Origin of the sequence: Roseovarius sp., assembly GCF_040219995.1 — a bacterium.
In the GTDB taxonomy this organism is placed as follows: Bacteria; Pseudomonadota; Alphaproteobacteria; order Rhodobacterales; family Rhodobacteraceae; genus Roseovarius.
On sequence record NZ_JAVJUC010000014.1, the window covers coordinates 193,495 to 220,263 of the forward strand.

Below are 26,769 nucleotides of genomic sequence, written 5' to 3' on the forward strand. Positions count from 1 at the left end.
ACCCGGCCCTGTGGCTGCGGCAGGACGCAATAGATGCTGATGACGTGAATGAGTGTTTGGATTCTTGCCGAGCAACGCGGTTTTGGGGCAGTTCCTGAGTGGCAATCAAACCGTGGGATTGTCGCCGGAATGTCCCTATAGTCGCGACAGCATCGTGATCATGAACATCCAAAAGGCGGAAGATTTGGCCAAGCTGACACAGGATCCCCATAAGGGATTGGAGGAAAAGGAAAAGGTTCTCGAAGTTGCCATCGGGCGCGAGGTTCGGGCGTTTCGCAAGAAGCAGAACATCACGGTGGCGGAACTGTCGGCGCTGACGAACCTGTCCATCGGCATGCTCTCGAAGATCGAGAACGGCAACACCTCGCCGTCGCTGACAACGCTTCAGTCGCTGGCGAATGCGCTGTCGGTTCCGCTGACCGCGTTCTTCAAGCAGTACGAGGAACGGCGCGAGGCGGTGCATACCAGGGCCGGGGAGGGGGTTGAAACCGAGCGGGCGGGCACGCGATCGGGGCACCAGTATAACCTGCTGGGCCATATCGGATCGAACAACAGCGGTGTCATCGTGGAGCCCTACCTGATCGTGCTGAACGACGAATCCGACACGTTCCAGACCTTCCAGCATGACGGGATCGAGACGATCTACATGCTCGAAGGTATTGTCGGATATCGCCACGGCAGTGAGGCCTACCGGCTCGAGCCGGGGGACACGCTGTTCTTTGATGCCGACGCGCCGCATGGTCCCGAGGAGTTGATCAAGTTTCCGATCCGGTATTTGTCGATCATCAGCTACCCGCAGCGCAAGTGATCCGGAGCGGTGCCGCTTTTTTAGGCGGACCGGCAGAAGAATGGCTTGCAGGTTATTGCCTAAGGGGAAACTTTTTTCACCTTTGTTGCGTATCACGCATCGTGATGCTAGCTTTTGTCAGAGGTGCCCCAAGGGGCGGAATCAGGACATGGAGCAGAGGCGAATGTGCGGGATTGTCGGGCTTTTTCTCAAGGACCAGGCGCTTGAACCACGGCTTGGGTCGATGTTGACGGACATGCTGATCACCATGACCGATCGCGGCCCCGACAGCGCGGGCATCGCCATATATGGCGCGGACAATCCGGCGGTGTCCAAGCTGACGGTGCAGTCGGATACCCCCGATCAGGCCTTCGCCACGCTGGAGGCGGATCTCGGGGCCGCGCTTGGCGGCGATGTGCGCCTGCGTCGCAAGGATACGCATGCGGTTCTCGAAATCCCGCGTGGTCAACTTTCCGCCGCCAGCACGGCGCTCGCCGGGATAAACCCTGATATCCGGGTCATGTCGTCGGGCGACACGGTCGAGATTTACAAGGAGGTGGGTCTGCCGACCGAGGTCGCCGAGCGCTTCGACCTGCGCGCGATGTCGGGAACGCACGGCATCGGCCATACCCGCATGGCGACCGAGTCGCTGGTGACGACCATGGGCGCGCACCCGTTCAACACCGGCGCTGACCAGTGTCTTGTCCATAACGGGTCGCTGTCCAACCACAACCGCCTGCGCCGCAAGCTGCAGCGCGAAGGTATGCATATCGAGACCGAGAACGATACCGAGGTCGGCGCGGCCTACCTGACATGGCGCATTCAGAACGGGGCCACCCTGGGCGAGGCGCTGGAGGGGGCGCTGACCGATCTCGACGGTTTTTTCACCTTCGTTTTCGGCACCAAGGACGGGTTCGGCGTGGTGCGCGATCCGATTGCCTGCAAACCCGCCGTGATGGCGGAAACCGATCAATACGTGGCCTTCGGCTCCGAATACCGCGCGCTGGTGAACCTGCCGGGCATCGAGCAGGCGCGCGTCTGGGAGCCGGAACCCGCGACCGTCTATTTCTGGAGCCACAACGACACCCCCACCCCAACGGAAAAGGCCGCGTAAGATGCAGATCATCGACATGGCAACCACGCCGCTGCGCGATCTGAACGCGACGCTTCAGGCGCAGGCGGAGGCGACCAACCTCACCGCATGGGAGATCGAGAACCCGCGCGGCAGTCACGCGATTGCCGTCGGTCTCGATGCGCCCATCGAGGTGACCGTCAAGGGCTCTACCGGGTACTACTGCGCCGGGATGAACAAGCAGGCGACGGTGACTGTGCGCGGCTCTGTCGGGCCGGGCGTGGCCGAGAATATGATCTCGGGCACCGTCGTGATCGACGGTGACGCCTCGCAATATGCCGGGGCCACCGGCCATGGCGGCACGCTCGTGATCAAGGGCAATGCCTCGTCGCGCTGTGGTATCTCGATGAAGGGCATCGATATCATCGTGCATGGCAATGTCGGGCATATGTCGGCCTTCATGGCGCAATCCGGCAATCTCGTGGTCTGCGGCGATGCGGGCGATGCGCTGGGCGACTCGATCTATGAGGCCCGGCTCTTCGTGCGCGGATCGGTCAAGTCGCTGGGCGCCGACTGCATCGAGAAGGAGATGCGCCCGGAGCATGTCACGCTGCTGGCCGATCTTCTCGAACGCGGCGGCTGCGATGCACGGCCCGAGGAGTTCAAACGCTACGGATCGGCCCGGCAACTCTATAATTTCAACATCGACAACGCGTATTGAGGGCCAGAGCCATGAAAGACGATCACAGCGGCGCCCCGCGCACCCAACCGATCCAGTCGGCCACGTTCAGCCAAAGTGTGAACGCGGAGATCCGCCGCGCGGCGGCGACTGGGATATACGACATTCGCGGAGGCGGTGCGAAACGCAAGGTGCCGCATTTCGACGACCTGCTTTTCCTTGGGGCGTCGATCTCGCGCTATCCGCTCGAAGGTTACCGCGAGGCCTGCGACACCGCGGTGACGCTTGGCACGCGCCATGCCCGCAACCCGATCGAACTCGACATCCCTATCACCATCGCGGGCATGTCATTCGGCGCGCTTTCGGGTGCCGCGAAAGAGGCGCTCGGCCGGGGCGCCACGCTTGCGGGCACCTCGACCACCACCGGCGACGGCGGCATGACGCCAGAGGAGCGGGGCCACTCAAAGACGCTGGTCTACCAATACCTGCCGTCGCGCTACGGCATGAACCCCGATGACCTGCGTAAGGCGGATGCCATCGAGGTCGTCGTCGGACAGGGCGCGAAACCCGGCGGCGGGGGCATGCTGCTGGGGCAGAAGATCACCGACCGCGTGGCGGAGATGCGCAACCTGCCCAAGGGCATCGACCAGCGCTCGGCCTGCCGCCACCCCGATTGGACAGGGCCCGACGATCTGGAAATCAAGATCCTCGAGTTGCGTGAAATCACCGGCTGGCGGGTGCCGATCTATATCAAGATCGGGGGCGCGCGGCCCTATTTCGACACCACGCTGGCGGTCAAGGCGGGGGCGGATGTGGTCGTGCTCGACGGGATGCAGGGCGGCACGGCGGCGACGCAGGACGTGTTCATCGAACATGTCGGCATGCCGACCCTCGCCTGTATCCGCGAGGCCGTGCGCGCGCTGGAAGACCTTGGCATGCACCGCGAGGTGCAACTGATCGTCTCGGGCGGTATCCGCAGCGGGGCGGATGTCGCCAAATGCATGGCGCTCGGGGCGGATGCGGTCTCGATCGGCACGGCGGCGCTGATCGCGCTCGGCGACAATGATCCGAAATGGGAAGACGAGTACCGCGAACTCGGCACCACTGCCGGGGCCTATGACGACTGGCACGAAGGCAATGATCCGGCGGGTATCAGCACGCAGAACCCCGAGCTTGCCGCGCGGCTTGATCCGGTCGAGGGCGGGCGGCGCTTGCGGAACTACCTCAAGGTGATGACCCTGGAGGCCCAGACCATCGCGCGCGCCTGCGGCAAGAACCGGCTGCAGAACCTCGAGCCTGAAGACCTCTGCGCGCTCACCATGGAAGCAGCGGCGATGGCAAAGGTGCCGCTGGCCGGCACGGATTGGTGGCCCGGCAAGCCCGGCACGACATTCTGAGGAGACCTCCGAAGGCGCGGCACCGAAGCTGCGCCTTTTTCAAAATCATAACAGACAACAGGGAACAGATCGCATGGCCACGGACCTCGCCAAATTCGCCGCAGACAGGGGCGTCAAGTATTTCATGATTTCCTTCACCGATCTCTTCGGCGGCCAACGCGCCAAGATGGTTCCGGCGCAGGCCATCGCGGACATGCAGGAAAACGGTGCAGGCTTTGCCGGGTTTGCCACGTGGCTCGACATGACCCCGGCGCATCCCGACATGCTGGCAATTCCCGATCCCTCTACGGTCATCCAGTTGCCGTGGAGGCCGGAGGTCGCGTGGGTCGCCGCGAATTGCGTCATGGAGGATGAGGACGTGGCACAGGCGCCGCGCAACGTGTTGCGGCGGCTGATTGACGAGGCCGCCGAAGAGGGCCTGCACGTCAAGACCGGGGTCGAGGCCGAGTTTTTCCTGCTGACCCCCGAAGGCGACCGGATCAGCGACCCGTTCGATACCGCCGAGAAGCCGTGCTATGACCAGCAGGCGGTGATGCGCCGCTATGACGTGGTGCGGGAGATCTGCGATTACATGCTCGATCTCGGCTGGGGCCCGTACCAGACCGACCACGAGGATGCGAACGGCCAGTTCGAGATGAACTGGGAATTCGACGACGCGCTCAAGACCGCCGACAAGCATTCCTTCTTCAAGTTCATGGTCAAGTCGGTGGCCGAGAAGCACGGCTTCCGCGCCACTTTCATGCCCAAGCCGGTCGAGGGGCTGACCGGCAATGGCTGCCATGTCCATATCTCGGTCTGGGATGCGCCCGGAGAGGCGGCAAAGACCAATGTCTTTGCCGGTGAGGGTGAGGGGCCGACGGGCGAGGTCGGCCTGTCGGAGCGCGGCAAGTATTTCCTGGGCGGCATCATGAAACACGCGAGTGCGCTGGCGGCGATCACCAATCCGACGGTGAACAGCTACAAGCGCATCAATGCGCCGCGCACCTCTTCGGGCGCGACCTGGGCGCCGAACTCCGTGACCTGGACCGGCAACAACCGCACCCATATGGTGCGCGTGCCCGGCCCTGGCCGGTTCGAGCTGCGCCTCGCGGATGGTGCCGCCAACCCCTATCTGCTGCAGGCGGTCATCATCGCGGCGGGTCTGTCGGGCCTGCGGTCGCAGGCCGATCCGGGCAAGCGCCATGACATCGACATGTATGCCGAAGGTCACAAGGTGCGCGGCGCGCCCAGCCTGCCGCTCAACATGCTCGACGCGCTGCGCGCCTATGACAAGGACAAGGCATTGAAGGCAGCGATGGGCGAGGCGTTCTCGTCGGCGTTCCTGACCCTAAAGATGCAGGAATGGAATGCCTATGTGTCGCATTTCACCCAATGGGAAAAGGACAACACGCTCGACATCTGATCTGGCATGGGGGGCTGTTGCAGCAGTCCGGTGTCGTCTTCACAATAGCCGCCGATGACCCAAGCGGTAACTGGGCTGTCGAAGGAAGAGACCAATTGCGCCGTCCAACCGGTATGGTTGAGAATCCTCAGTCAGACTCTTTGTAGGGTCAACTCGCTAGCTGTGCGTATTGCGCGCCTCTACCGATAAGCTCTGTATGACATCCCATCTCGACAATTCGGCCGCCATCCATCACCGCGATATGGTCGGCATGCTCGATCGTGCTGGCCGGGCTCGGCATCACCCTTGCCGCGCTCACGTTGGGGCGTATTGAGGCAGGTTGGCAGGCGGGCTTTCCCTCGGCTCTCACCTTCGATCTGCGCTGGCCGCGCGTGTTGGGGGCGGCGGCGGCGGGGCTTGCGATGGCGCTGTCGGGCGTGATCCTGCAACGGCTGATCCGCAACCCGCTGGCCAGCCCCGACATCCTTGGCATGACCGCCGGGGCGACCGTCGCGCTCGTCGGCACGGCGATCATCGGTGGTGGGTCGATCCACGAGGTGGGGGCGGGCAGCGCGATCCTCGGCAGCCTTCTGGTGCTGGCGCTCCTGCTCGCTTTGGGGCGGCGGCATGATCATGCGCCGACGGTGCTGGCGCTGACGGGCATCGCGCTCGCGGCGCTGCTCGATGCGCTGGTGAAGGTGGCGCTCGCGGCAGGCAGTCAGGATAGCTATGCGATCATCGGCTGGCTTGGCGGGTCGACCTACCGGGTCACCGGGGCAGAGGCGGGGCTGCTCGCGCTGACCGCGCTGCTGGGGCTTGGGGTGGTGCTGATGATGCGGCGCTGGCTCACGCTCCTGTCGGCGGGCGATGACATGGCGCTGGCGCGGAGGCTGTCGCTTGGGCTCGCTCGACCTGCGTGCCTTACGCTTGCGGCGGCGCTTGCGGCGCTGGTCACGGCGTGGCTGGGGCCGGTGGCCTTTGTCGGGCTGCTGGCCCCGCATGCGGCGGTGATGCTGGGCGCGCGCCGGGTGGCGGCGCAGGCGCTGATGGCAGGGGGCATCGGCGCGGTGCTGATGGTCGGATCGGACTGGCTGGGGCGCATGGCGCTCTATCCGATGCAGCTTCCGGCGGGGAGCGTGGCCTCGGTTCTGGGCGGGGGGTATTTCCTTTGGCTGCTGCTGCGGCGGCGGGTGCTGTGAGCCGGTGCCGTATACTTGACTCTTTCGCTCATGGAGCGATAAAAGCCGGGCAAAGCGGCCTTCGGGTCGCACCGTTCACAAAGACCGTGCCAGCCCTGCGCCAGCCATGCGGTTCCCATTCCCCTATGTTCAGGGAAGAAGAGGATCATGCCATGATTGCGCAGCGCCGTATCATATCCAGTCTCGCGGGCGCCCTTTGCGGTGCAGTGCTCGGCCTCGCGACGCCGGTCGCGGCACAAGAGGCTGACGCGGCGGCCGCACCCTCGCTCGCGCTCAGCCTCAACAGCCTGACCGCCACCGAGGCGGGCGGCTGTCGGCTGAGCTTTGTCATCCGCAACGGCCTCGAGGCCGATATCGACAGCCTTGTGACCGAGGCGGTGCTGTTCGACGCCGAGGGGCAGGTGGCCACCATGACGCTCTTCGATTTCGGCACCTTGCCTGCGGGACGGCCCCGGGTGCGGCAGTTTGATCTGGCGGGGCAGGGCTGCGACGGGATCAGTGGGGTTCTTGTCAACGGCATAGGCACCTGCGAGGGCGAGGGGCTGACGCCTGCCGTCTGTCTGGATGGGCTGCGGCTGTCGTCGGAGACGGATGTCGAGGTGTCGGGATGAGCGCGCTTGCCCCGATGCTCGAGCGGCTGCGCGGCCTCATGGAAATGGGCGGGCCGGTAATCGCGCTTATCGCCGCTGTCTCGGTGGCGACGCTGGCGGTCATTCTCTACAAGCTGTGGCAGTTCCGCGCCTCGGGCGTCGGGCGGCACCATGCGCTGCGTGCCGCCGTGGCGGACTGGGACCGGGGCGAGAGCCATGCCGCGCGGCGGACGCTGGAGCGCTCGCGCAGCTACCTTGCCCCGGTGATCGCCCGCGCCTTTGCCGCTGATCCGTGCGACGGGGCCGCCACGCGCCGGATCGAAGCCGAGGCCGAGGCGCGGTTTTCCCGGCTTGAGCGTGGTTTCCGCTTTCTCGACACGGTGGCGCAAGTGGCGCCGCTTCTGGGCCTCTTTGGCACCGTTCTGGGGATGATCGAGGCGTTTCAGGCGCTGCAATCAGCGGGAAGCCAGGTCGATCCCTCGCTGCTCGCGGGGGGGATCTGGGTGGCGCTTTTGACCACGGCTGCCGGTCTGGCGGTGGCGATGCCGGCCTCTGTGGTGCTCTCGTGGTTTGAATCGCGCATGGCCGAGGAGCGCGCGCTGGCCGATCACGCGCTGAGCGTGGTGCTGGGCCCGGACGGACAGGCGGTGGCGCACCCCGTGCCGCAGGGCCGGGCGGTGCCCCGGAGTGCGTAACCCGCCATTCCGGCGGCGCAAGCTGTCGCTGACTTCGCTGATCGACGTGATCTTCCTGCTGCTCTTGTTCTTCATGCTGTCCTCGACGTTATCGCAATTCGAGGAGGTTGACCTTGCCACGGCCGGGCAGGGGCAGACGGCGACCTCGGACACACGTCCGATCTTTGTGCAACTGCGCGAAGACAGCCTGCGCGTGAATGCGCGGGAGGTGCCGCTGGAGGGTCTGGCAGAGGCGCTTGCCGCCCTGACAGAGGGCGAGGCGCGCGCGCTGGTCAGCACCGGGGCGGAGGTCACGGCACAACGGCTGACCGACCTTCTACTGGCGCTGCGCGGCATCCCGGGCCTGTCGGTGCAGGTGCTGGTGCCGTCATGAGAGCGCCCGCGCGCCGCAGCCGCCGAGAGCCCACGATCGCGCTGATCAACATCGTGTTCCTGATGCTGATTTTCTTCATGGCCGCCGCGACCCTGGCGCCGCCGCTTGATGGCGAATTGAAACTGGTGCGCACCGCCGAGCTGGAGGGGCGCGCGCCGCCTGATGCGCTGGTGGTGCATGCTGATGGGCGGCTGGCCTATCGCGGAGAACCCCTGCCGGATGCGGCCGCCTACATGGCCGCGCTGCCCGAGGAGGCGCGCGCGACCGTGCGCATCGTGCCCGATGCTGCGCTGCCCGCGCCCGATCTCATTCGGCTTGGCGCGGCGCTGCGGCGCGCAGGGGCGACCCGCGTGGTGATGGTGACCGAACGGGGGCTGCAATGATCCGCCGCTCGCGCGTTGTATTATCTGCGTGCGCCGGGGTGGCGCTGGTGCTGCACGGCGCGGGGCTGTGGGTGTCGGACAGCGCCGAGAAGATCGAGATCGCAGGCGGGGCAGGGGCGGTCGAGGCCGCGCTGGGCAGCAGTTTTGCCGATATGGCGGCGGGCGTGGCGCAGCCCGTCTCGGAGGCCACGGTGACGCCTAACCGGCAGGCTGAGGACGGCGTGGATCCGGCCGAGCCGGTGGAGACGCGGCGCCCCGAGACCCCGCAGGCCGCCGCGCGTGCTCCGGCGGAGACGGCCGAGACGCCTCCCCCGGACAAGGCTGCGCTGCCCGCCGACACGGTGGCCGCAGCAAGGGTCACTCCGACCCCGTCCCCGCCTGCTGCCGCCGTGCCGGTCCGCCCGTCTGCCGCCTTGCCAGTGCAACGCCCCGCGACGCCGACGCGCGAGACGAGCGAGCGTGCCAGTTCGGCCCCGCAGGAGGTGATCGAGGCGCAGCCCGAGGCGGGACTACAGGTCTCGCGCCGCCCGCAGGCCCGCCCGCGCGCAATTGAAGAGACGGCCGCCCGCCAATCGCCCGAGCCTGAGCGCCGCGAGACGCGCAGCCGTAGCCGGCAAGGCAACAACGCCAGCCGCGACGCCATCACCGGCAGCGCCGCCGGGCGTGAGAGTGCCGCCGCCGCGCGGCAGGGCCGCGACACGTCCCGCCAAAGCTCTGCGCAGGGCAATGCCGCGGCCAGCAACTATCCCGGTGAGGTCATGCGCCACCTCGCCCGCGTGCCGCGCCCGCGCGCCGCCAGCCGCGGCGCGGCGCTGGTTCGCTTCTCCATCGGTGCGGGCGGGCGGCTCGCCTCGGTGGGGATTGCGCGCTCCTCGGGCTCCTCGCGGCTCGACCGCGCGGCGCTCACCGTGGTGGAGCGTGCCGCGCCCTTTCCCGCGCCGCCGCGTGGCGCACAGACCAGCTTTTCGGTGCGGATCGAGGGGCGGTGAGGGTTTTGTAGCGGACACGCCATTGCTCGATCACGATGTGGACTTCCCGCAGGCTGTAGAAGAATTCGCCATTGAGCAGTTTCTCTCTGAACCGGGCGTCGAAGCGTTCGGCGTATCCGTTTTTTTCCAAGGTGTGGCGTTGATGACAAGACTCGACATGAAAATTTGAAATGTTAGCAATGAGCTACGTCATACGGAGGTTAACATGAAGATGATACGACTTTTCGCTTCGTTCCTTGGTGCTACGGTTCTCGCAACACATGGCGTCGCAGGAACTGCTGTCCCGCCGCCTGTGACGCCACCGGCGGTCAACTCTGCCGGCAGCAATGACGATACATCACTCTTTGTTGGTCTGAACTGGGGTATCGGCTCCCGCGCCACGCTCGAAGGCATTGTTGGCGTGGTTCACAGCAGCGTTGATAGAGATGGCGACGTGGAAGGCGGCCGCCTGTCCGTGCATTTCGATTTGCTCGGTCGTGAGGTTGCTCCGAATGTACGCCTGACTGGCATCCTCGGCGACGATGACATTGCTGCAGAGGCTGGGCTTGGCCTTGGCTTTGATGGCACCCCGTTCGGCATTCTGGGCGGTATCGGAAACTACTACAACTTTGGTGGGACGTTAGGCTTCGACGGAACTGTCGGCGGCTACATTGGGACGCATTCCTACGGCGAGTTTGACGACAAACCGGATGCTCCGGCTCCGGTATTGCCACCTCCGACATGAGCTGACTCGGAACATCAGCCGGTCGAGGCATAGATGTCCGCTGCATCAGAATTTCGTCCGCTACGGCACAAGGCGGCTTTAACGAACTATGAACAGCACACGCGCGCCTGACAATCAATCTGCGCCTCTCTTGAAGAGCGCATTGGCTGTAAACCGTAGAGACGCGATTCTGCGATTGGCATCTGGCTGCCTGGTGTCGCTGGTGTCTTCGCCGGCGGTCGGACAAACTGCAACAATCGAACGCCAGACCCTGGATGCCGTGATCGACACTCTCTTGCCAGCGGATGACATGACGCCGTCGGCCACATTGCTTGGCGTGAGCGCCGAACTCATGTTGCTTGCACCAAAGGGCAGCTCTCTGCACCGTCTCTTCGCGCTTGGGACGACATGGCTCGACACACTGGATGCACGTAGCTTTGCAGAGTTGCCTTCCGAAACGCGTCAAGATGTTCTCAGATACATGGAGCGCGCAGATTACAACGAGGTGCCGGGGCGCTTCTTTCAATTGCTGCGCCAGATGACTGTAGAAATATACTACGCCCAGCCGCAGACCTATGCCGGGCTTTCACTCAACCCAGCCCCACAGCCAGAGGGGTACCCTCCTCCTTGGACATGAGCGGTGAGGTATATGATGTCGTGATTGTCGGCTCGGGGGCTGGCGGAGCCGCATCGGCATGGGCCCATACAACAGCCGGGCTGAAGGTCCTTCTTCTCGAGGCAGGTCCGCGTTTTGACCCGTCGCAAGACTATCCCTTGACAGAGCCGGGATGGGAGCGCCGAACCTTTCCGGTCAAGTCTGGCAGTCGCGCGCAAATCCTCTACGGCGATCTCGGGCGGCTCGATCCTGCAAACGCGGACCTACAGAGCTGGAACGCCGTTCAGGGCAAGCGCCCCCTGAATGCCCGTCGCCAGCCCAGTCGGTCAGGCTATTCGCACGTGATGGGCGTCGGTGGCTCCACCCTTCACTATGTCGGTGAGGCGCACAGACTGCATCCTGAGAGTTTCAAACTCGCACGGGACCACGGGATCGGGGCAGACTGGCCGTTGGAGTATCAAGAGCTGGAGCCCTACTACACGACAGCCGAATACCTGATCGGCGTTGCCGGACCAGAGACTGACGGTGCGCGATGGCGTTCTGCCCCCTATCCGCAATCGGCCCATCCGCTCAGTCCAGCCGCCCAACGTCTGGCAGAGGCTGGTCAGCGTATCGGTCTGCCATTCGAGCCGAATGCCCGCGCGGCGCTGTCGCAGCCACTTGATGGACGGCCTGCCTGCAATTATTGCGGGCAATGTAGCCGCGGTTGTCCCTTGGGCGACAAGGGGTCTACCGATGTCACGTTTCTAAGGCACGCAGAGGCGACCGGACGCCTCAAGCTGATACCCGAGGCACGGGTGGTAAACATCGAGGCCGCGCGCGACGGCCGGATTGCCGCAGTTCACTATGTCCATGAGAAACGTCGCATACGACAGGAAACACCACAGTTGATCCTCGCATGCGGAGCGGTTCAGACACCTCGGCTCCTGCTTGCCTCGCATAGCACGCAAACGCCTGACGGGCTTGCCAACGGGTCGGGTCAGGTCGGGCGTAATTTCATGGAAACCCTGTCATGGCACAGCACCGCGCTGCTGCCTGGTTTGCGCAACAGTCATATGGGTCTTCCCGCAGATGCCGTTGCATGGTCCCAAAGCGCTCCTGATGGCGCAGCGGACGCCTTTGGGGGGTGTCGCTATACATCGGCTGTTCAGGAGATAGGGCTGACCGGTCCGGCTGCCTATGCGTCCCGGCTCATCACCGGCTTTGGCGCGGCGTTCAAAACGCGACTGCGCTCCAGTTTTGGCTCCGCCATTACCGTCGGCGCGACTGGCGCGGTCATCGCTGACGCGCGCAGTTACATCGCCTTGTCCGAGGATGAGAACGACAGCGATGGCTTGGCCCTTCCCGTAATCAATTCGGTTTTGACCTCAAACAGCCTGACGTTATTGCACAACATGGCGAGCAATTCGCGGAAACTGTTGCACAGTACAGGGGCCGAAACGATCGTCGAGGAGTTCGGTTCTTGGGATGAATTCACGGCGACGCATGTTTTTGGCACTGCACGCATGGGCATCGACAGCACCACATCGGTGACGGATCGTTTTGGTCGCAGCCACGATCATCCGAATCTCTGGATAGCCGATGCAAGCGTGTTTCCCTCTTCCGGTGGAGGCGAAGGTCCATCTCTTACAATCCAGGCCCTTGCCTTGCGCCAGGCCGAGCGCATCAGCGGTTGACCCGGTCTCCAGATCTCCGTCCAGATTATGGAATGCTGCGATTGCTCCTGGCCCGAACCAGGACCCGCCCGGCGTCACAATCCGATGGCATATCTTGTCAGCCAGTCATGCTGACGGTCGTTTTCCACCGTCTCCGGGAATTGGTGGCGCAGCAGGCGCACCGCATGTTCTGGCGCCTGTCCGGCGTCAATCAAATGCATGGCGGCGATTACACCGCTCCGGCCCGCGCCATGGTGACAGCACATGCCGACGGACGCGCCAGACGTGAACACCGTTCTGAAGACAGGGGACAAGCGTTTCCAGGCCCGCATGAAGGCCGGACCGGGCACGGAATAATCCTCGATGGGCAAGGCGAGGGCGCGCACACCTCGCGCACTGACAGCCCGACGGAGCATCGCGATAGCGTCCTGGGGTAGTTCATCGGGCTGGGTCAGGATCAGAAGCAGCCGCATCCCTGCTTCAGATGCGTGGGTTAACGTGGCGTCCATCCTGTCGGGATTGATCAGGGCTTGCCCGCGAAAATCGGTATACAGACCGGGAAACCCCATGGTAAGGACATGCCCGCCACCGGGTCGCGGGCATATTGCGCGCACCGAGGTGTCCCGATGGGACATGATCAGGTCTTCGTGCATTTGCTCTCTGGACAGAAAAACGCGCGCCCCGGGAACCGGAGCGCGCTGAACCGGGGTTAGCGGATCGGATAGGGATACATCAGCCCGCCGTTTTCCGCATGTGCGTTGGGCGTTTCCGAACGGTTCAGGCCGAAGGGCGTCTCGACCCCCAGATGACGGTCGAAAACTTCGCCGTAGGAGCCCACCTGCTTGACGATCTGGTAGGCCCAGTCATTCGCCAGGCCAAGCTTTGCAGCCATGTCGGTGGTGGCGCTGTCGGTGCCGAACATGCGCTGCACGGCGGGCGACTGGTTGTCAAGATCAGCCACGACCGTGTCGATATTGGCCGAGGTAATGCCATGGCTGTCGGCATTCAACATGACCTGGAATCCCCAGAACAGGGCAGCCTCGAACGCCTGGTCCGGGCGCGTGACCAGCGTCAGCGGCTCGTTCGAGATAACCTCGGGCAGGATCACGTAATCGGCGGGGGTCTCTGACAGTTGACGGTCCGCGGTCAGCGCGGTCACATCCGAGGCGTAGACATCGCATTTGCCGGAAAAGAACGCCTCGAGCCGGGCGGTCTTGTCGGCGATGTTCTCGACCCGGTAGGTCATGCCCTGCGCGCCGAACCAGTCCGCAATGTTGAGAAGCGTTGTCGACCCGTCCTCGGCGCAGACGCTGGCACCGTCAAGTTCGGCGGCACTGGACACGCCGAGGGATTTGGGAACCATGAAGCCCTGACCGTCGAAGAAGGTCGTGACGACAAAGGCCATGCCCTCATCGGCGTCGCGGGTGCCGGTGCGGGTGATCGAGCGCGACCCCATATGCGCCTCGCCCGCGACAATGGTCTTCATCGAGTCGGAAAAGCCGACGCCGCGAATGTCGGCCTTGCCCGCGTCGCCCAGAACCGCCGCAGCAGCCATGCGGCAGAAATCGGCGTTGAAGCCCTGAAAGAGGCCCGTGCTGTCGGGCACGGAAAAACCGGGGGCGGTCGGGCTGACCAGACAGACCAGGCTGTCATTGGCCTTGATATCGTCCATGATCGGACCCGCGAATGCGGGGGCCGCCGCGACGGCAAAGATCGCGGCGCTGACGGACATGAGGTTATGGGCGGCGGGCATGAAAAACTCCTGCGATTGCAAAGCGTGAGCATCAACGGATGCTGCCACCTGTATACAGGTGTATTTCGTCAGATTCGTGACAGCCTCAGTGACTTTTTCGGCTTTGCTTGCGGTGCAATTCGCGTCCGACCCATGACAGGAACGCGCAAGACAACAGGAACCAGACCCCGACAAAGGCATAGGCCTCCAGCGCGAATTGCCCCCAGCCGGGTTCGCTGAACGCCATCCGCGCGGTGGAGGTCAGATCGTGGATGCCCAGCACCACGACCAGCGATGTGTCCTTGTAGGCCCCGATCACCGAATTCACCAGCGCAGGCAGGCTGCGCGACAGAGCCTGCGGCAACAGCACAAGGCGCATCGTCTTGCCCCAGGACAGGCCAAGGGAAAAGGCGGCCTCGTGCTGGCTGTCGGGCAGGGATTGCAACCCGCCGCGCACATCCTCGGCGAAATAGGAGGCGTGAAAGAACACCAGCGCGATCAGCGTCGCCATGACTGGGCTGATACGTGTGTCGGGCGGCAGGGTCAGTGGCAGCACGAAAACACCGACGAAGAGCACCGTGACCATCGGAAAGCCCCGCATCCCCTCGATATAGACGATAGCGGCGCGGCGCAGCACCGGCCAGCGGGTCTGGTGCCGCAGCACCGCCAGCGCCACCCCCAGCGGAAAGGCCAGCGCGATTGCGATGACCGACAGGATCAGCAGCACCGGCATCCCGTTCCAGCGTGACATGTCGATTGCCGCAAGCCCGGCCGCGCCGCCGCCCATCAGCACGAAGGCCAGCGGGATCACCCCGACCCACAGCACCACGAGCATCCGTGGCCGCAGCCAGCGAAGCCGCCCGGTGATCCGCAACCCCACCAGCGCAGACAGCGCCAGCAGCAGGAGAGAAACCAAGGCAGGGCGCCAATGTTCGGCATAGGGATAGGTGCCAAACAGCATGAACCGGCTTTTCTCCAGATAGAAGCGCCAGCACGCCCCCGAGGACCCGGCGCAATCCTCCATCGGTTGTGTGGGGGACAGCGCCGAGATCACCATCCAATCCAGCAAGGCCCACGTCACGTAAAGCGCGACAGCCGCGCTGATCAGCGACACGAGCGCGGTCACCGGCGTGCCAAACCATTGCCGCCACAGGTCGCGGCGCGCCTCTGGGGGCGGGGATGGCGGGATCACCTGGCACCTCCGGCGCTGCGGGCGCGCAGCCTGTCGTTCAGGCGGTTCATCAGCGAGGACGCGACCAGACACAGGCCCAGATAGAGCCCCATGGTTATCAGCATCATCTCGAGCGGTCGGAATGTCTGGTTGATGATCGTGCCGCTGACGGACATCAGATCGGAATAACCCACGGCGATGGCAATCGAGGTGTTCTTGATGAGATTCACATATTGGTTGATCATCGGCGGGATCACGATCCGCAGCACCTGGGGCAGAATGACAAAGCGCGTCACGTGCCGCGGGCTCAAGCCAAGCGCCCGCGCGGCCTCTATCTGGCCCTGTGGCACCGCGAGAATACCGCCGCGCACCACCTCGGCAATCTGCGCGCCGTGATAGAGCCCGAGCGTCCCTAAGACCACCAGGAACTGCACCGAAAGGCGCGCTCCGCCCTCGAAATCGAACCGCTGGAATTCTGGAACGCTGGTCATCAGCGGCGTATCGACGAGAAGACCAAAGATCAGCGGAAAACTGATGATCAAAGCGAGGATCACGGGAAGAACCTCTATGTCCTTGCCTTTGTCGCGCTTTATGCGGCGCGCGCGACGTAGCCAGAGCAGGCTGAGCGCAACTGCAACAGCCAAAGGCACCAACAGCCAAGCTTGCCGGACATCTGTTTCGATCACCGGCAAATAAATCGACCGGTTGGTCAGATGCAGTGGGCCGATAGAGAATGCCTCGCGCACCGGCGGCAAGCCGCGCACCGCCACGACATAGAGCACCAGCAGAACGAGGATCTTGGGCAGGTTGCGGAAAAGTTCGACGTAAAGCAGGCCGATCATGCGGCCCGCCGGGCTGGGTGACACGCTGACCAATCCCATCAGCACGCCCAGACCCGTGGCCAGCACCAGCCCGCATATGCCCAGAAACACCGTGTTGAGCAGCCCCGCGAGGATCACCCGCCCATAGCTGTCGCCCGCATCATAGCGGATCAGGCTCTCGCTCAGGTCAAACCCGGCGGTCTGCGTCAGGAACCCGTATCCCGGTGTCACGCCCGCCGCTTGCATGTTCAGCCAGATATTGCCCCCAAGGATCGTAAGGCTCAGCAGGATTGCCGCGACAACCGCGAGCCCGACCCAGTCAGGTGCGGATCGGCGGGCAGGCGGCGGCGCGTGTTGCATGAAAAGTCCCTGTGCAATATAGCTTCTGCATACGTGTATACAGGCGGTATGTCGGACCTGTGACACTTGACTGTTCCGGGATGAGACGCGAATGACCTTCCACATAGCCAAGCCACGCGCCGATGATATCGCGGATGCCATCCGCAAGCGGATTTGCCTGCAACCTCAGGACGGGCCGCACCTGCTGCTCGAAGGCGTTCTGGCAGACGAGTTCGGTGTGTCGCGCACCCCGGTGCGGCAGGCGTTGCAGCGGCTGGCCTATGAAGGGCTGATCGAAGTGCGCACCGGTGTCGGCTCCGTCGTGAACCCGATGGACCCGGCGCAGCGCGGTATGCATTGTGCCGTGCATGGCGCATTGTTGGGGCTTGTGGCGGGCCTGCCAGATGCACCGGTACCGCAGGAGGTCGCACGGCGTCTGGGCATGATAAGCACACAGGATATGTCGCATCTGTCGACGGACCCGGACACCGTCTACGCGGTATTCACGGAACTGAATGCCCTGATGTCACAACTGATCCCTGACCCGGTTATCGCCGATGCGCATCTCGTCAGCGGCTGGCGGATCGTGCGCTGGTTCCTGGCAGATATGCAAAATGGTGACGCCACGAGTTTCGAAGCCGTGCTTGGCCTTTGCAGGGCCACTATGCGCGCGGCCGATAACGGGCGGGCAGCGATGTTCCGGGCCGCCTCGGATATCGTGCTTGCGGCCGCCAAATGATCCACGATGTCGGCCCTCGCAACAGCGCGGGTCATCGCACCAAAACCACCAAGACCATTCGCATGTCCCGCCTGCCTCTGCCGGAGGGACAGCATCGCATGATCAGATGATGGCGTGGTGCATCCGGGCCGACACCCATTCGCTCAGGACCACGGAGGCAAGGATCAGGAGCAGGATCACCGTTACGTGACCCCAGGCGAGGACGTTGAGGCATGACCTCGTGAAAACCTCGCAAGCTCGACGGCTGAAACAACTTAGACGTCGCTCTCTTCCTGCGCAGTTTGGTTCGCAGTTGCCATGCGCTGCGTGGCTTCTTCGCCAAGTTTCATGACGGCAGCTATCGGGCGGATCATCACGACAAGGTCCGCTATCTTGCCAGCGGCATCGAAGCGGATGATATCTATGCCCGTGAACGCGGTATCGCCGACGCTGCCGCGGAACTCCAGGACATGACCGTCGTCGCCGTTGAAATGCCGCGTATATTCGAATTCGTCAAATATGCTGAATGACAGCCCCAAGCTGCCGACGAGTGCGTTCTTGCCGCGCAACGGCATCGCGTCGCCCGGATTGGAAAACGTCACGTCGTCTGCCAGAAGATTGGGCAGCTTGTCCCAGTCAAGGTGCAAAAAGATGCGTTGCCATTCTTTCAATGCGGTTTGGACATGCGGGCTGTGGACCATGCGATCTGGGTCGGAAGTGGTTTCGTTCATGGAAATCTCCTGATTTCAGGAAAGTGTTGAAGAGACTGATGCAACGATCACGCGGTCAACTACGGCTGACTGGTCCACGCGGGGATCATAGGGCCGTGTCGCCGACCAATTTCCCCACCACCTCGGCCGTGGTCAGAATCGCATGGGCATAGGTCGGGCCGTTGATCTCGTGGGCGGCATGCAGCGCTTCCGGGGACAAGGCCGCCGTTGCGTCGCGAACGAGGGTCACATGATAGCCAAGCTCGGCCGCATATCTTGCAGACGCTTCGGTACACGTATTGGCGATCGCCCCGACGAAGATGACATGGGTGATGCCGCGTTGGCGCAGCCGCACATCAAGGTCGGTGTTGGCAAAGCTCGACGCGCCCCAGTGTTCCTTGACGACGATGTCGCCGTGGTCGGGGCCGAACCCCTCGTACCATTCACCGCCCTTGCTGCCTTCGGCGAACATCTCGTGTTCATGGGCCGAGGCCTGGAACGGCGTCAGGTGCGCCCACTCCTCAAAGTCGTTCGGGTGGTGGCGGTGATGCGGCAGGATGAAGATCGGATGCCCGACCTCACGCGCCGCCGCACGGAGCTTGGCGAGGTTGGCATGAAGGTTGACCGATCTGGAGACTTCGCTGAGCGCGGGCCACATCTTGCCGTCCTCGGCGAGGAAATCGTTGTAGGGATCGACGCAAAGAAGCGCGGTGCTGTCGCGGGGATAGTCAGTATGTGCCACGGGTTATTCCTTTCGGTGGAGTGTCGTGAAACCGGCGTTCCTGGTCCTTGTTTTGCCATCGCGTGCGTCGGGCGCGGCTTTGTCTGGTGCTGCGACGTCGGCCAGGCGCAGGCGGTCCGGGCATGAGGCTGGCCGCGGACGTCAGGGACAGGCGCGCCGCATGTCTCACGCGAAATCCACCGACCGGTTGAACGGCATCTCTCGCAGCCGCTGGCCCGTCGCGGCAAAGATGGCGTCGGCCAGCGCAGGCGCCGCCGGTGCGGTCGCGGGTTCGCCCAATCCGCGGACCCGCTCGGCGAGGCCCAGAAGCTGCGTATGGAACCGCGGCGTCTGGTGCAGTCGCATGCCTTCGAACGCATCGAAGTTGGTTTGCTGCACCGCGTGGTTTTCGTAGGTCAGTTCGCAATTCATCGCGTGGCCCAGGCCGAAGATGGCGGCCCCGGTCAGCTGCGCCTCGGCGTTGACGGGGTCGAAAACGGTGCCGCAATCGGCTGCGATCCAGACCTCGTCGATGCGCAGCCCGCGATCGGTCATCGTCACGTCGATGACTTCGGCAACGGGTACGCCGTGCGTGTAGGCGAAGGCGATGCCCCGCCCGCGCTCCGGCCCAATATCGGCGCCAGCCCAGTTCGACATCTCGCCGACGGCCTCCAGAACGCGTCGCGAGTCCGCGTGGTCTATCAGGCGCAGCCGCTCCTCCAGCGGATCGGCGCCCGCGGCGTGGATCAGCTCCGACAAAAAGCTTTCGTGGAAGAAGGTGTTGGAGCAGGCTCCGGGAGAGCGCCACGACCCCACCGGCATCATCGGCGGCGCGGCATAGCCCGTCACGCGATAGTTCGGGATGGCGTAGGGCTGGTCAAAGGCGCCCCAGACCAGCATCGCATCCGGTCCGGGCGGCACGATGAAGACGCGCCCGAACCAGGACCCCACAAGCGACGGGCTGATCGTGTCCAGATCACAGGCCAGCACGCGGCCATCTGCCACTGTCCCCCGCCCGCGCGCCATGTGTAGGGGCCGTGGAAAATCGTGGGTCATGTCCTCTTCGCGGCTCCAGGTTGTCTTGATCGGCCTGCCAGGCATGGAGGCGGCGATCTGGATCGCCTGCACCACGTAATCGTGGTCGAGCCTGCGGCCAAAGCTGCCGCCCGCAGGCAGAGCGTGGAGGATGACGTTGCCCGCCTCGATGCCGGTTACATCGGCGACCGCATCCCGTACCACATGGGGCACCTGCGTCGCGGTCCAGATCGTCACCGAGTCGTCTTCGACCAGCACCGTGGCGCTAAGTGGCTCGAGCGCAGCATGGGCGAGGAACGGCGCGCGGTACTCCGCCTCGATCACGGTGGCACCGTTCAGCGCCGCCTCGACATCGCCGTCGTCGCGCAGACGGCTGTTGCGGAACTCATCCGCGTGCGCATCCGAGAGCGCCTGCCACATCTCAGCGCTGCTGGCCGGATAGTCTGGGGGCAGCCAGTCGACCTGAAGCGCCTCGGCGGCTTTGAAGGCGAACCAGGTGTTGTCGGCGATGACCGCCAGCCCCTCGTCCACCTCGACGACCGACCGCACGCCCTGCATCGCCAGCGCGGCATCGGGAGAGTAGCTCGCCATACTGCCGCCGCGCCCGGGGTTTGCGCGCACCGCGGCATGCAGCATGCCAGGAAAGGCCACGTCGATTCCGTAGGATTGCGTACCGGTCGATTTCGCCACGATGTCGAGCCGCTGATAGGGCTTGCCGAGCCGCGTCCAGTCGGACGCGGGGCGCAGGGCCACGTCGGTCACCGGCTCGGTTGCTGCCGCTTCGGCGGCGAGTTCGGTATAGGCGATGAGTGTTCCGTCGGGCAGGACAACGTGACCGTTCTCGGTCCGCAGATCCGCTGAGGACAGCCCTGTGCGCGCCGCGGCAGCGGCCTTCAGCGTCTCGCGGGCGGTGGCGCCGGCGCGCCGCAAGGTCTCGTGCAGGTCGGCGGTGGAGGACGACCCTCCGGTGAACTGCGACCCCGAAAGCCGCGCGACGTTCATCATCAGGTCGCGCACTGTCTCCGCGACGAACCCCTCATCCCACCCCGGAAAAGACAGACCGTCCGCCGCTACGGTGCCATTGAAATAGGCCGGATGCGGCTGGCCGGGGTCGAGCGTGGCCGTGCTTGGGTCAATATCAAGCTCCTCGGCGATCAGCATGGCCTGGGTCGAGGCGATCCCCTGTCCTACATCGGCGCGCGGCACGATCAGCGTGATCCCGTCCGGCGTGATCTTGACGAAGGGGGTCAGCGCAGCTTCGCCCTCGCCCAGATCGCCGAGCAGGGGGTTTGGCGTCGGACGGGTCACGAAATAGGCCCCGAAGGCGACCCCGCCGACAATGGCGGCCGACCCGATCAGGAAGCTGCGGCGGGCAATGGTTCTGACGCGTCCCATGGCTCAGGCCTCCCGCATCGCTCTGGCGGCGCTGTGGACGGCGGCGCGGATGCGGGGATAGGTCCCGCAGCGGCACAGATTGCCCGACATAGCGGCGTCGATATCGTCATCGGATGGCTCGGGGATGCGGGCCAGAAGGTCGGCCGCCTGCATGATCTGGCCGGACTGGCAGTAGCCGCATTGCGCAACCTGATGTTCGATCCAGGCGGCCTGAATAACATGCAAGGCATCGGGCGTTCCCAGCCCCTCGAGTGTTGTCACATCACCCCAGACATCGCCCAGGGTCACCTGACAGGAGCGCACGGCATCGCCGCCAATATGGACCGTGCAAGCACCGCATTGCGCGATGCCGCAGCCATACTTCACACTCGTTACGTTCAGCCCGTCCCGCAATACCCAAAGAAGGGGCATGTCGGATGGCAAGTCCACATCATGACTGTTGCCGTTTACCGTGAGTAGCATGTTTCGCTCCAGTCAGTTTGTGGACGTGGCGTGACACCGTGCGCCCTCAAGAGTTAAATCCATGGGTTCGCCAGAGCGATATGCATATGTGGTCAGGTGAATTCAGATTGGGTCAGTCGGCATTCAGAGTCTGGTTCTGCCCATGCGCCCATGGCATTGAGGCAAGGTAGTTGAAAGCTTGGGTGCATGGACAGTTCACAGACATACTCCAATTTCATGGCGACGGACGTGGCATGCCGCATCCTCGGCGTTGATCCGCAGGTCATGCTCGAGACGGCAGGCCTTGGTGGGTTAGCCCGCAGTCGGACAGAGATGCGTGTGACGGCGCAGCAGTATTTCGACTGCTGGAACACGATGGAGGTGCTGTCGCCGCGCCCCGACTATGTGCTTCACCTCGGTGTTGCGATCTCCCGCGGGCCGGTGATCCCGGTGTTTTTCACGCTGTCCTGTGCGCCCGACATGGAAACCGGCCTGATACGTCTGGCGCAGTTCAAGTCGTTGCTCGGCCCGACGCTCATGCGAGTGTTCTGGGATGGCGGGCTGTTGCGATTGGAGTTCGACAGCGTCGATGCCCGCGTGCCCATGCCGCCGAGCCTTGGCGCCCTTCAACTTGTGGTCGCGGTGGAGAACATTCGCGGGGCTGCGGCCCATCTGGTATGCCCGGTTGCGGCGGGCTTCGATGGATCGGAGGAAGAGCGGCACATGATCGCCGGTCAATTGGGGATCATGCCGGAGCGGTCGCCTGCCGCCTACGTGGCCTTCTCCCCGGAGGACGCGAAACGCCCGTTCATTTCCGAGAATCCCGCCCTCTGGGCCGATATCGAGGCCGACCTCAAGCTTCAGCTGGCAGCCCAGAACGACCGTTGGCCTGTCGCCGACCGGGTGAGGGGAGCCTTGGTCGATCTGATGCCCGCAGGGCGCACGGGAGCCGAGGACGTGGCCCTTGCGCTCGGGATCAGCCGCAGCACACTGCAGCGGCGATTGCGCGAGCAAGGGACGTCGTATCAGGTGGTCCTCGACGCCACGCGGCGTGACATGGCGATCCGGTATCTGACCAAGACCACCCTGCGCGTCGAAGAGATCGCAAGCGTGCTCGCCTACCGCGATGCCAACAGCTTTTCGAGAAGTTTCCGCAGGTGGACGGGACAAGCGCCTGTCGCCTTTCGCGAGGCACCCAAGCAACAGACCGGAGAGGCTGAATAGCCGTTGGATCATTCTGGAGCGCGGTCTACAGCTACCCTAGGCACGTGACATTGGGATCAGACGGCCACCCACCGTTAAGACTGCAGTGACTAGACGGAGATGGCGTTCACGGCCCTGCGACCGGTTGCATCGGTCTTCAGGATCGCTGTCGTTGCATGGATTTGTGCGGGGGCAGTTGCATCTTGTCAGGCTGCCCCGATGAGAATCCCGACCGCAAGCGCAGGGATAGCGACGAAGCTGGGGAGCCAGACCATTGTGCGCAGGACCGCGATACCAAGGTAGAAGACGGGGACATAGATCAGCCGCGAGACAATCGTAAGGAGCGCCGCGCCTCAGGTCCACCCGTTCGAGATATCGAGATTGACCGCAAGTCGGGCTAGCGGCAGATACATGATCGCCCCTTCCTTGAGGTTTCCCAGTGTCCTGTCGATCCGCAGACCCGTCGCTCTCATGCCCGGCGGGGCGCCATCGCGGTTGGAGAAGCCAAAGGCCGGGTCGGCGGTCAGGGCGGAATAGGTGGACTGCACCGCGAGGGTGCCGAAGATCAGGAAGCTGTAGACCGGGATGCCGAGGGCTTCGAGAGTCATCGGGCAATACCTCCACTTTCCTTTTCGACATCGGCAATGAAGGCAAGCACGCGCGCGAGGTAGTCTTCGGACGCGTCTTCCCATGCGTAGTGGGCAGCACCCTCGATGACGGCGAGACGACTGTCGGGCAGCAGATCGGCCAGCCGTTTCGAGTTGGAGACCGATACGAAGGTATCGTATTCGCCGTGCAGAACCTGGACAGGGGTTTCGATTTTCTCCACGTCCTTCTCCAGTGATGGCGTCTCGTCCGGGTAGCTCCCCAGAAATCCGACCTGCCCCTTGAGCTTCGCAAATGATGTGGATCCTGCCAGGTAGTCGGCCTTGGCGGCGGCTGTTGGGCGACTGAGACGGTACCCGATCGTATTTGCGGCGGCGCAATAGATGCGACCGCCGATGGCCCCGCCCGCGGACAGCGTGGCAAGCTGCACCACGCGAGAGTTGACCAGCCCACGGAACAGCCATGCCCCTTCGACGACGCCAACACATCCCGCATCGCCGAGTGTGGCAGACTTCAGACGACCCGGCGTGTCGGCCATGAACCTGAGGCTCATCGGTGTGCCGATATCGGGCCCGACAAAGTGCGGATGGGCCAGGTCGAAATGATCGAGGATCTTGCCGAAAAACCCCGCATGCTGGCTGACCGTCGTCACGTGGCGCGCCGCATCAGAGCCTCCATGGTTCGGCAGGTCTACCGCGACAACATCGAACTCATCGGCCAGTCGATCCCACCATGCGTCATAGGTCAGGATGCTCATCGGTTGCGGCGAGGTCAGGACGACCTGCGGCTTGCCCGGGTTTCGCGCGACGGCGAAACGGATCCGAAGTCCGTCAATGGTGCAGAATTCAAGCTTCATCGTTGCGCCTGCTCATGAGCGGCCATTGCGCGCAACGCGTAGATGGGTATGGCAAGGGTGATCAGGACGCGGGGGATGTGGCCCAGAAGCCAAAGCCCGCGGATCGTGGCCGCGTTCTCCTCTGTCACCGGACCGACCAGGGCGATGGCCTTGTAGAAATCCAGCACATCCCCCAGGGGCGACCCGATCACCGCTGCAAGTCGCACGTTGAGCGGCATGTGGAAGAAAATCGTGATCAGCGAGACGGCCAGATACAGCCACAGCGCGATCCCCCAGTTCCGCCGCGCCGGGGCATTGTCCCGATCGAGCCGGGCCGACAGGATCAGGCCAACCGGCATCAGGAGGAAAAGCGGCATGATCGTGTAGAGGAAATTGCTGAACTGGGTAAAGAACTGCGCGACAAAATCGCCCGGAGGGAGATTGAGCCAGTAACCCCCTATCGACAGCCCGATAAAGAGATTGGCGCCGAAAAAGGCAGCCGAGGTGATGACCGTCAGCGCATTGACGCGGGCGCGATAGATTTCGGATTGCATGACGTTGTCCCTGTCGTTGGAGGTCAATGAAACTCGGTCTTGGCGAACTGGCGGAACAGAAACGCGGGTGCGATCCGGCTCATCCATTTGATCTGGCGTGTTTGTCCCAGCAGCATCTCGGTCTGGTTTCGGCGCAATCCTTCAAGTATGTCGCGCACTAGGTCGGCGGGCTTCATCTTTTTGAAGTTGTCGGACTTCAGCACCGATGCCATGTCGGTATCGACGACGGGCGGCAGGGCTTCGAATACGGTGATGCCATAGGGCTTCAACTGGTGACGCAAGGTTTGCGCGCAGTGATGGATCAGGGCTTTGGTCCCGGAATAGACCGGCGTTCCGGGCGACGCGACGAAGGCAACGCCCGATCCGATGAACAGAACGCCGGGCTGCCCACTATTTTCCAGCAGTGGCAAGGCGCGCCGCGTCAGGGTCAGGGGTGCCGTCGCGTTGATCGCGATCTCGCGCTCGATCCTTTGCAGCGTGTCCGGGTCGGTCCTGAAATCATAGGCCAGAAAAATGCCCGCGTTGTTGATCAGCAGATCGAGGCGACCATGCTGCACCTGAATATCGGCCAGCATCCGCTCTTGATCCTTTGCAATCGTCACATCCCCCGCGATAGCCTGCGCCCCGGTCAGGCGCGCGGCCTCGGCCAGCTTGTCTGCGTCGCGCCCGCAGATGATGACCGTGTTGCCAAGCGACACAAGTTGCCGGGTCAGCTCAAGGCCGATGCCCGAACCACCGCCGGTGACGAGTATGATCTTCGATGTCAGGTCCAAGCCGGTCTCTCCAAGCGATGGTGTCATCGTCTAGGTAGGCTTGTTGAATGGCCTTCTTCCACTGATTGCGACTTGCAGATCGTATCAATGACTTGCAGATCGGCTCATGGCTGTTGCGTGGGACAGGGCGAGCGGTTCTAGTGCAATAAGCGGTACTCCCGCGCGAAAGGCCGATGGCATGCAGTCGCAAGAGCGATCCCCGATCTACACATCCGCCGTCCTGTCGGGGCCGATCTGCGGGATGCTAGGTGTCGGCTGGGACGAGGTTCTGACCCGTGCGGGCCTCAACGCGACCGAGCGTAGAGACCGGGCCTTCCTGGTTACCGCCGACGAATACCTGCGCCTCTGGAACGCTATAATGGCACTATCGGGGCAGCAGGACGTCTCGAAGCTTCTCGGATTGCGGATGGCGGGCGGTCCGGCAATCCCGGTTCTTTTCGCGCTATCCACCGCTCCGGATTTCGAGACCGGCATCACGCGCATGGCACAATTCAAGAGCCTGTTCGGGCCGATGCAATTCATAATGTCGCGCAGCGCGTCCGAGTTCACCGTGCGCGTCGCTCCTGACGTGGCCACCGGGCCTTTGCCCGGATCGTTCACCAGCCCACAGATCATTTACCTGCACGCGCAGGCCAATGCGCTGGCGCGTCATGCGATCCGCCCGCTGCGGGTCTGCCTGCCGCTGCCGCTGGACGAGCGCGAGCGTCTGGAAGGGACCTTCGGCCAGGTCCCAGAGCATGGCGACGCCATACTGACCTATGCCCGCGCCGATGCGCGCGCGCCCTTCGTCTCTGACAATCCCGAGCTTTGGAACGCCACGGAAGCGGACCTGAAAAGCCAGGCCATGATCCAGTCCAATGGCTTACCCCTGTCGGACCGGGTCCGCGCGACGATGTTGGAGGCTTTCTCGATCACCGAACCCACGATCGCCCATGTGTGCGGGCGCTTGAAACTCAGCCGAAGCACACTTCTCCGGCGCCTGGACGACGAAGGGGTCACGTTCCAGTCGCTGCTGGACGACACGCGAAAAGATCTGGCGATCCGATATCTGGTAAAGAGCGACCTGAACAACCAGCAGATCGCCCACCTCGTCGGGTACCGCGATCCCAATGCGTTCCAGCGGGCGTTCCGGAAATGGACCGGGATGACCCCACAGACACTGCGCGCGGAGCGGTTGAATTGAATTGATCCTTTTG

The 26,769-nt window shown here is 63.7% G+C and carries 29 protein-coding genes and 1 pseudogene; 17 read left to right on the plus strand and 13 right to left on the minus strand.

Annotation, left to right across the window (positions count from 1 at the left end; translation table 11 throughout):
- Nucleotides 1–160: 160 nt before the first annotated feature.
- The 11 genes from RID11_RS05100 to RID11_RS05150 all read left to right on the plus strand — a co-directional run bounded on the left by RID11_RS05100 (nucleotide 161) and on the right by RID11_RS05150 (nucleotide 9,545).
- On the plus strand, nucleotides 161–808 hold the full coding sequence (locus tag RID11_RS05100) for a helix-turn-helix domain-containing protein (protein ID WP_350137728.1): 648 nt from the start codon (nucleotides 161–163) through the stop codon (nucleotides 806–808).
- A gap of 163 nt (nucleotides 809–971) precedes the next feature.
- Nucleotides 972–1,901, plus strand: coding sequence for a class II glutamine amidotransferase (locus RID11_RS05105; RefSeq protein WP_350137730.1), 930 nt, complete (start codon nucleotides 972–974; stop codon nucleotides 1,899–1,901).
- 1 nt (nucleotide 1,902) lies between these two features.
- On the plus strand, nucleotides 1,903–2,580 hold the full coding sequence (locus RID11_RS05110) for a GXGXG domain-containing protein (RefSeq protein ID WP_350136343.1): 678 nt from the start codon (nucleotides 1,903–1,905) through the stop codon (nucleotides 2,578–2,580).
- 11 nt (nucleotides 2,581–2,591) lie between these two features.
- Nucleotides 2,592–3,935, plus strand: a complete 1,344-nt coding sequence (locus RID11_RS05115; protein WP_350136344.1) for an FMN-binding glutamate synthase family protein — start codon at nucleotides 2,592–2,594, stop codon at nucleotides 3,933–3,935.
- Nucleotides 3,936–4,008: 73 nt separating this feature from the next.
- Nucleotides 4,009–5,337, plus strand: coding sequence for a type III glutamate--ammonia ligase (glnT, locus tag RID11_RS05120; RefSeq protein ID WP_350136345.1), 1,329 nt, complete (start codon nucleotides 4,009–4,011; stop codon nucleotides 5,335–5,337).
- 260 nt (nucleotides 5,338–5,597) lie between these two features.
- Nucleotides 5,598–6,515 carry an iron chelate uptake ABC transporter family permease subunit gene (locus tag RID11_RS05125; RefSeq protein WP_350136346.1) on the plus strand — a complete coding sequence of 306 codons (918 nt, stop codon included), beginning with the start codon at nucleotides 5,598–5,600 and terminating at the stop codon, nucleotides 6,513–6,515.
- Nucleotides 6,516–6,667: 152 nt separating this feature from the next.
- Complete coding sequence (locus tag RID11_RS05130) at nucleotides 6,668–7,126, plus strand: hypothetical protein (RefSeq protein ID WP_350136347.1); 459 nt, start codon at nucleotides 6,668–6,670, stop codon at nucleotides 7,124–7,126.
- Entirely contained in the window at nucleotides 7,123–7,800 is a 678-nt protein-coding gene (locus tag RID11_RS05135; protein WP_502949338.1) for a MotA/TolQ/ExbB proton channel family protein, read from the plus strand. Before RID11_RS05130 ends, RID11_RS05135 begins: the two co-directional genes overlap by 4 nt.
- Nucleotides 7,793–8,173 (plus strand): ExbD/TolR family protein, encoded by a 381-nt coding sequence (locus tag RID11_RS05140; protein WP_350136348.1) that lies wholly within the window; start codon nucleotides 7,793–7,795, stop codon nucleotides 8,171–8,173. The genes RID11_RS05135 and RID11_RS05140 overlap by 8 nt, the downstream gene beginning before the upstream one ends.
- Nucleotides 8,170–8,556 carry an ExbD/TolR family protein gene (locus RID11_RS05145; protein WP_350136349.1) on the plus strand — a complete coding sequence of 129 codons (387 nt, stop codon included), beginning with the start codon at nucleotides 8,170–8,172 and terminating at the stop codon, nucleotides 8,554–8,556. The genes RID11_RS05140 and RID11_RS05145 overlap by 4 nt, the downstream gene beginning before the upstream one ends.
- Nucleotides 8,553–9,545 (plus strand): energy transducer TonB family protein, encoded by a 993-nt coding sequence (locus RID11_RS05150; RefSeq protein WP_350136350.1) that lies wholly within the window; start codon nucleotides 8,553–8,555, stop codon nucleotides 9,543–9,545. The genes RID11_RS05145 and RID11_RS05150 overlap by 4 nt, the downstream gene beginning before the upstream one ends.
- On the opposite strand, the pseudogene RID11_RS05155 reads toward RID11_RS05150, so the two are convergent.
- A pseudogene (locus tag RID11_RS05155) lies at nucleotides 9,526–9,669 on the minus strand (integrase core domain-containing protein); the annotation flags it as partial. The gene RID11_RS05150 and the pseudogene RID11_RS05155 sit on opposite strands and share 20 nt — an antisense overlap.
- An 81-nt stretch (nucleotides 9,670–9,750) precedes the next feature.
- Here RID11_RS05155 and RID11_RS05160 point away from each other — a divergent pair.
- The 3 genes from RID11_RS05160 to RID11_RS05170 all read left to right on the plus strand — a co-directional run bounded on the left by RID11_RS05160 (nucleotide 9,751) and on the right by RID11_RS05170 (nucleotide 12,540).
- Nucleotides 9,751–10,269 carry a hypothetical protein gene (locus tag RID11_RS05160; protein WP_350136351.1) on the plus strand — a complete coding sequence of 173 codons (519 nt, stop codon included), beginning with the start codon at nucleotides 9,751–9,753 and terminating at the stop codon, nucleotides 10,267–10,269.
- An 88-nt stretch (nucleotides 10,270–10,357) separates the two neighbouring features.
- Nucleotides 10,358–10,885, plus strand: coding sequence for a gluconate 2-dehydrogenase subunit 3 family protein (locus tag RID11_RS05165; protein ID WP_350136352.1), 528 nt, complete (start codon nucleotides 10,358–10,360; stop codon nucleotides 10,883–10,885).
- A complete protein-coding gene (locus RID11_RS05170) occupies nucleotides 10,882–12,540 on the plus strand; it encodes a GMC family oxidoreductase (RefSeq protein ID WP_350136353.1) in 1,659 nt (552 codons plus the stop codon). Before RID11_RS05165 ends, RID11_RS05170 begins: the two co-directional genes overlap by 4 nt.
- Before the next feature lie 74 nt (nucleotides 12,541–12,614).
- On the opposite strand, the gene RID11_RS05175 is transcribed toward RID11_RS05170, so the two are convergent.
- The 4 genes from RID11_RS05175 to RID11_RS05190 form a co-directional block, all read right to left on the minus strand.
- Nucleotides 12,615–13,172, minus strand: a complete 558-nt coding sequence (locus RID11_RS05175; protein WP_350136354.1) for a protein-tyrosine phosphatase family protein — start codon at nucleotides 13,170–13,172, stop codon at nucleotides 12,615–12,617.
- Nucleotides 13,173–13,228: 56 nt separating this feature from the next.
- On the minus strand, nucleotides 13,229–14,272 hold the full coding sequence (locus RID11_RS05180) for a type 2 periplasmic-binding domain-containing protein (protein ID WP_350136355.1): 1,044 nt from the start codon (nucleotides 14,270–14,272) through the stop codon (nucleotides 13,229–13,231).
- 85 nt (nucleotides 14,273–14,357) lie between these two features.
- Nucleotides 14,358–15,443: an amino acid ABC transporter permease gene (locus RID11_RS05185; RefSeq protein WP_350136356.1), complete on the minus strand. Its 1,086-nt coding sequence runs from the start codon at nucleotides 15,441–15,443 to the stop codon at nucleotides 14,358–14,360.
- Nucleotides 15,440–16,603: an amino acid ABC transporter permease gene (locus RID11_RS05190; RefSeq protein ID WP_350136357.1), complete on the minus strand. Its 1,164-nt coding sequence runs from the start codon at nucleotides 16,601–16,603 to the stop codon at nucleotides 15,440–15,442. The genes RID11_RS05185 and RID11_RS05190 overlap by 4 nt, the downstream gene beginning before the upstream one ends.
- 91 nt (nucleotides 16,604–16,694) lie before the next feature.
- Here RID11_RS05190 and RID11_RS05195 point away from each other — a divergent pair, with 91 nt between their 5' ends.
- Nucleotides 16,695–17,321, plus strand: a complete 627-nt coding sequence (locus RID11_RS05195; protein ID WP_350136358.1) for a winged helix-turn-helix domain-containing protein — start codon at nucleotides 16,695–16,697, stop codon at nucleotides 17,319–17,321.
- 254 nt (nucleotides 17,322–17,575) lie between these two features.
- Here RID11_RS05195 and RID11_RS05205 read toward each other — a convergent pair whose 3' ends face one another.
- The 4 genes from RID11_RS05205 to RID11_RS05220 all read right to left on the minus strand — a co-directional run bounded on the left by RID11_RS05205 (nucleotide 17,576) and on the right by RID11_RS05220 (nucleotide 21,623).
- Entirely contained in the window at nucleotides 17,576–18,031 is a 456-nt protein-coding gene (locus RID11_RS05205) for a nuclear transport factor 2 family protein (RefSeq protein WP_350136359.1), read from the minus strand.
- An 85-nt stretch (nucleotides 18,032–18,116) separates the two neighbouring features.
- A complete protein-coding gene (locus RID11_RS05210; RefSeq protein ID WP_350136360.1) occupies nucleotides 18,117–18,752 on the minus strand; it encodes a cysteine hydrolase family protein in 636 nt (211 codons plus the stop codon).
- Nucleotides 18,753–18,917: 165 nt separating this feature from the next.
- Entirely contained in the window at nucleotides 18,918–21,161 is a 2,244-nt protein-coding gene (locus tag RID11_RS05215; protein WP_350136361.1) for a xanthine dehydrogenase family protein molybdopterin-binding subunit, read from the minus strand.
- A gap of 3 nt (nucleotides 21,162–21,164) precedes the next feature.
- Nucleotides 21,165–21,623 carry a (2Fe-2S)-binding protein gene (locus tag RID11_RS05220; RefSeq protein WP_350136362.1) on the minus strand — a complete coding sequence of 153 codons (459 nt, stop codon included), beginning with the start codon at nucleotides 21,621–21,623 and terminating at the stop codon, nucleotides 21,165–21,167.
- Between the two features lie 186 nt (nucleotides 21,624–21,809).
- Here RID11_RS05220 and RID11_RS05225 point away from each other — a divergent pair, with 186 nt between their 5' ends.
- Nucleotides 21,810–22,826, plus strand: coding sequence for an AraC family transcriptional regulator (locus RID11_RS05225; protein WP_350136363.1), 1,017 nt, complete (start codon nucleotides 21,810–21,812; stop codon nucleotides 22,824–22,826).
- Between the two features lie 332 nt (nucleotides 22,827–23,158).
- Here RID11_RS05225 and RID11_RS05230 read toward each other — a convergent pair whose 3' ends face one another.
- From RID11_RS05230 to RID11_RS05245, 4 genes are read right to left on the minus strand one after another with little or no spacing between them, the layout of a single operon-like run.
- Complete coding sequence (locus RID11_RS05230; RefSeq protein ID WP_350136364.1) at nucleotides 23,159–23,413, minus strand: hypothetical protein; 255 nt, start codon at nucleotides 23,411–23,413, stop codon at nucleotides 23,159–23,161.
- Entirely contained in the window at nucleotides 23,410–24,267 is an 858-nt protein-coding gene (locus RID11_RS05235) for an alpha/beta fold hydrolase (protein WP_350136365.1), read from the minus strand. Before RID11_RS05235 ends, RID11_RS05230 begins: the two co-directional genes overlap by 4 nt.
- On the minus strand, nucleotides 24,264–24,800 hold the full coding sequence (locus RID11_RS05240; protein ID WP_350136366.1) for an anthrone oxygenase family protein: 537 nt from the start codon (nucleotides 24,798–24,800) through the stop codon (nucleotides 24,264–24,266). The genes RID11_RS05235 and RID11_RS05240 overlap by 4 nt, the downstream gene beginning before the upstream one ends.
- A 23-nt stretch (nucleotides 24,801–24,823) precedes the next feature.
- Nucleotides 24,824–25,573, minus strand: a complete 750-nt coding sequence (locus tag RID11_RS05245; protein ID WP_350136367.1) for an SDR family oxidoreductase — start codon at nucleotides 25,571–25,573, stop codon at nucleotides 24,824–24,826.
- A gap of 178 nt (nucleotides 25,574–25,751) precedes the next feature.
- Here RID11_RS05245 and RID11_RS05250 point away from each other — a divergent pair, with 178 nt between their 5' ends.
- Complete coding sequence (locus RID11_RS05250) at nucleotides 25,752–26,756, plus strand: helix-turn-helix transcriptional regulator (protein WP_350136368.1); 1,005 nt, start codon at nucleotides 25,752–25,754, stop codon at nucleotides 26,754–26,756.
- Nucleotides 26,757–26,769: the final 13 nt, after the last annotated feature.

Bases quoted from the DNA above. Each gene is read 5' to 3' on its own strand.
- RID11_RS05100 (WP_350137728.1), top strand. From the start codon at position 161: ATGAACATCCAAAAGGCGGAAGATTTGGCCAAGCTGACACAGGATCCC.
- RID11_RS05105 (WP_350137730.1), top strand. From the start codon at position 972: ATGTGCGGGATTGTCGGGCTTTTTCTCAAGGACCAGGCGCTTGAACCA.
- RID11_RS05110 (WP_350136343.1), top strand. From the start codon at position 1,903: ATGCAGATCATCGACATGGCAACCACGCCGCTGCGCGATCTGAACGCG.
- RID11_RS05115 (WP_350136344.1), top strand. From the start codon at position 2,592: ATGAAAGACGATCACAGCGGCGCCCCGCGCACCCAACCGATCCAGTCG.
- glnT (WP_350136345.1), top strand. From the start codon at position 4,009: ATGGCCACGGACCTCGCCAAATTCGCCGCAGACAGGGGCGTCAAGTAT.
- RID11_RS05130 (WP_350136347.1), top strand. From the start codon at position 6,668: ATGATTGCGCAGCGCCGTATCATATCCAGTCTCGCGGGCGCCCTTTGC.
- RID11_RS05135 (WP_502949338.1), top strand. From the start codon at position 7,123: ATGAGCGCGCTTGCCCCGATGCTCGAGCGGCTGCGCGGCCTCATGGAA.
- RID11_RS05145 (WP_350136349.1), top strand. From the start codon at position 8,170: ATGAGAGCGCCCGCGCGCCGCAGCCGCCGAGAGCCCACGATCGCGCTG.
- RID11_RS05150 (WP_350136350.1), top strand. From the start codon at position 8,553: ATGATCCGCCGCTCGCGCGTTGTATTATCTGCGTGCGCCGGGGTGGCG.
- RID11_RS05160 (WP_350136351.1), top strand. From the start codon at position 9,751: ATGAAGATGATACGACTTTTCGCTTCGTTCCTTGGTGCTACGGTTCTC.
- RID11_RS05165 (WP_350136352.1), top strand. From the start codon at position 10,358: ATGAACAGCACACGCGCGCCTGACAATCAATCTGCGCCTCTCTTGAAG.
- RID11_RS05170 (WP_350136353.1), top strand. From the start codon at position 10,882: ATGAGCGGTGAGGTATATGATGTCGTGATTGTCGGCTCGGGGGCTGGC.
- RID11_RS05175 (WP_350136354.1), bottom strand. From the start codon at position 13,172: ATGCACGAAGACCTGATCATGTCCCATCGGGACACCTCGGTGCGCGCA.
- RID11_RS05180 (WP_350136355.1), bottom strand. From the start codon at position 14,272: ATGCCCGCCGCCCATAACCTCATGTCCGTCAGCGCCGCGATCTTTGCC.
- RID11_RS05190 (WP_350136357.1), bottom strand. From the start codon at position 16,603: ATGCAACACGCGCCGCCGCCTGCCCGCCGATCCGCACCTGACTGGGTC.
- RID11_RS05195 (WP_350136358.1), top strand. From the start codon at position 16,695: ATGACCTTCCACATAGCCAAGCCACGCGCCGATGATATCGCGGATGCC.
- RID11_RS05205 (WP_350136359.1), bottom strand. From the start codon at position 18,031: ATGAACGAAACCACTTCCGACCCAGATCGCATGGTCCACAGCCCGCAT.
- RID11_RS05215 (WP_350136361.1), bottom strand. From the start codon at position 21,161: ATGGGACGCGTCAGAACCATTGCCCGCCGCAGCTTCCTGATCGGGTCG.
- RID11_RS05220 (WP_350136362.1), bottom strand. From the start codon at position 21,623: ATGCTACTCACGGTAAACGGCAACAGTCATGATGTGGACTTGCCATCC.
- RID11_RS05225 (WP_350136363.1), top strand. From the start codon at position 21,810: ATGGACAGTTCACAGACATACTCCAATTTCATGGCGACGGACGTGGCA.
- RID11_RS05230 (WP_350136364.1), bottom strand. From the start codon at position 23,413: ATGACTCTCGAAGCCCTCGGCATCCCGGTCTACAGCTTCCTGATCTTC.
- RID11_RS05235 (WP_350136365.1), bottom strand. From the start codon at position 24,267: ATGAAGCTTGAATTCTGCACCATTGACGGACTTCGGATCCGTTTCGCC.
- RID11_RS05240 (WP_350136366.1), bottom strand. From the start codon at position 24,800: ATGCAATCCGAAATCTATCGCGCCCGCGTCAATGCGCTGACGGTCATC.
- RID11_RS05250 (WP_350136368.1), top strand. From the start codon at position 25,752: ATGCAGTCGCAAGAGCGATCCCCGATCTACACATCCGCCGTCCTGTCG.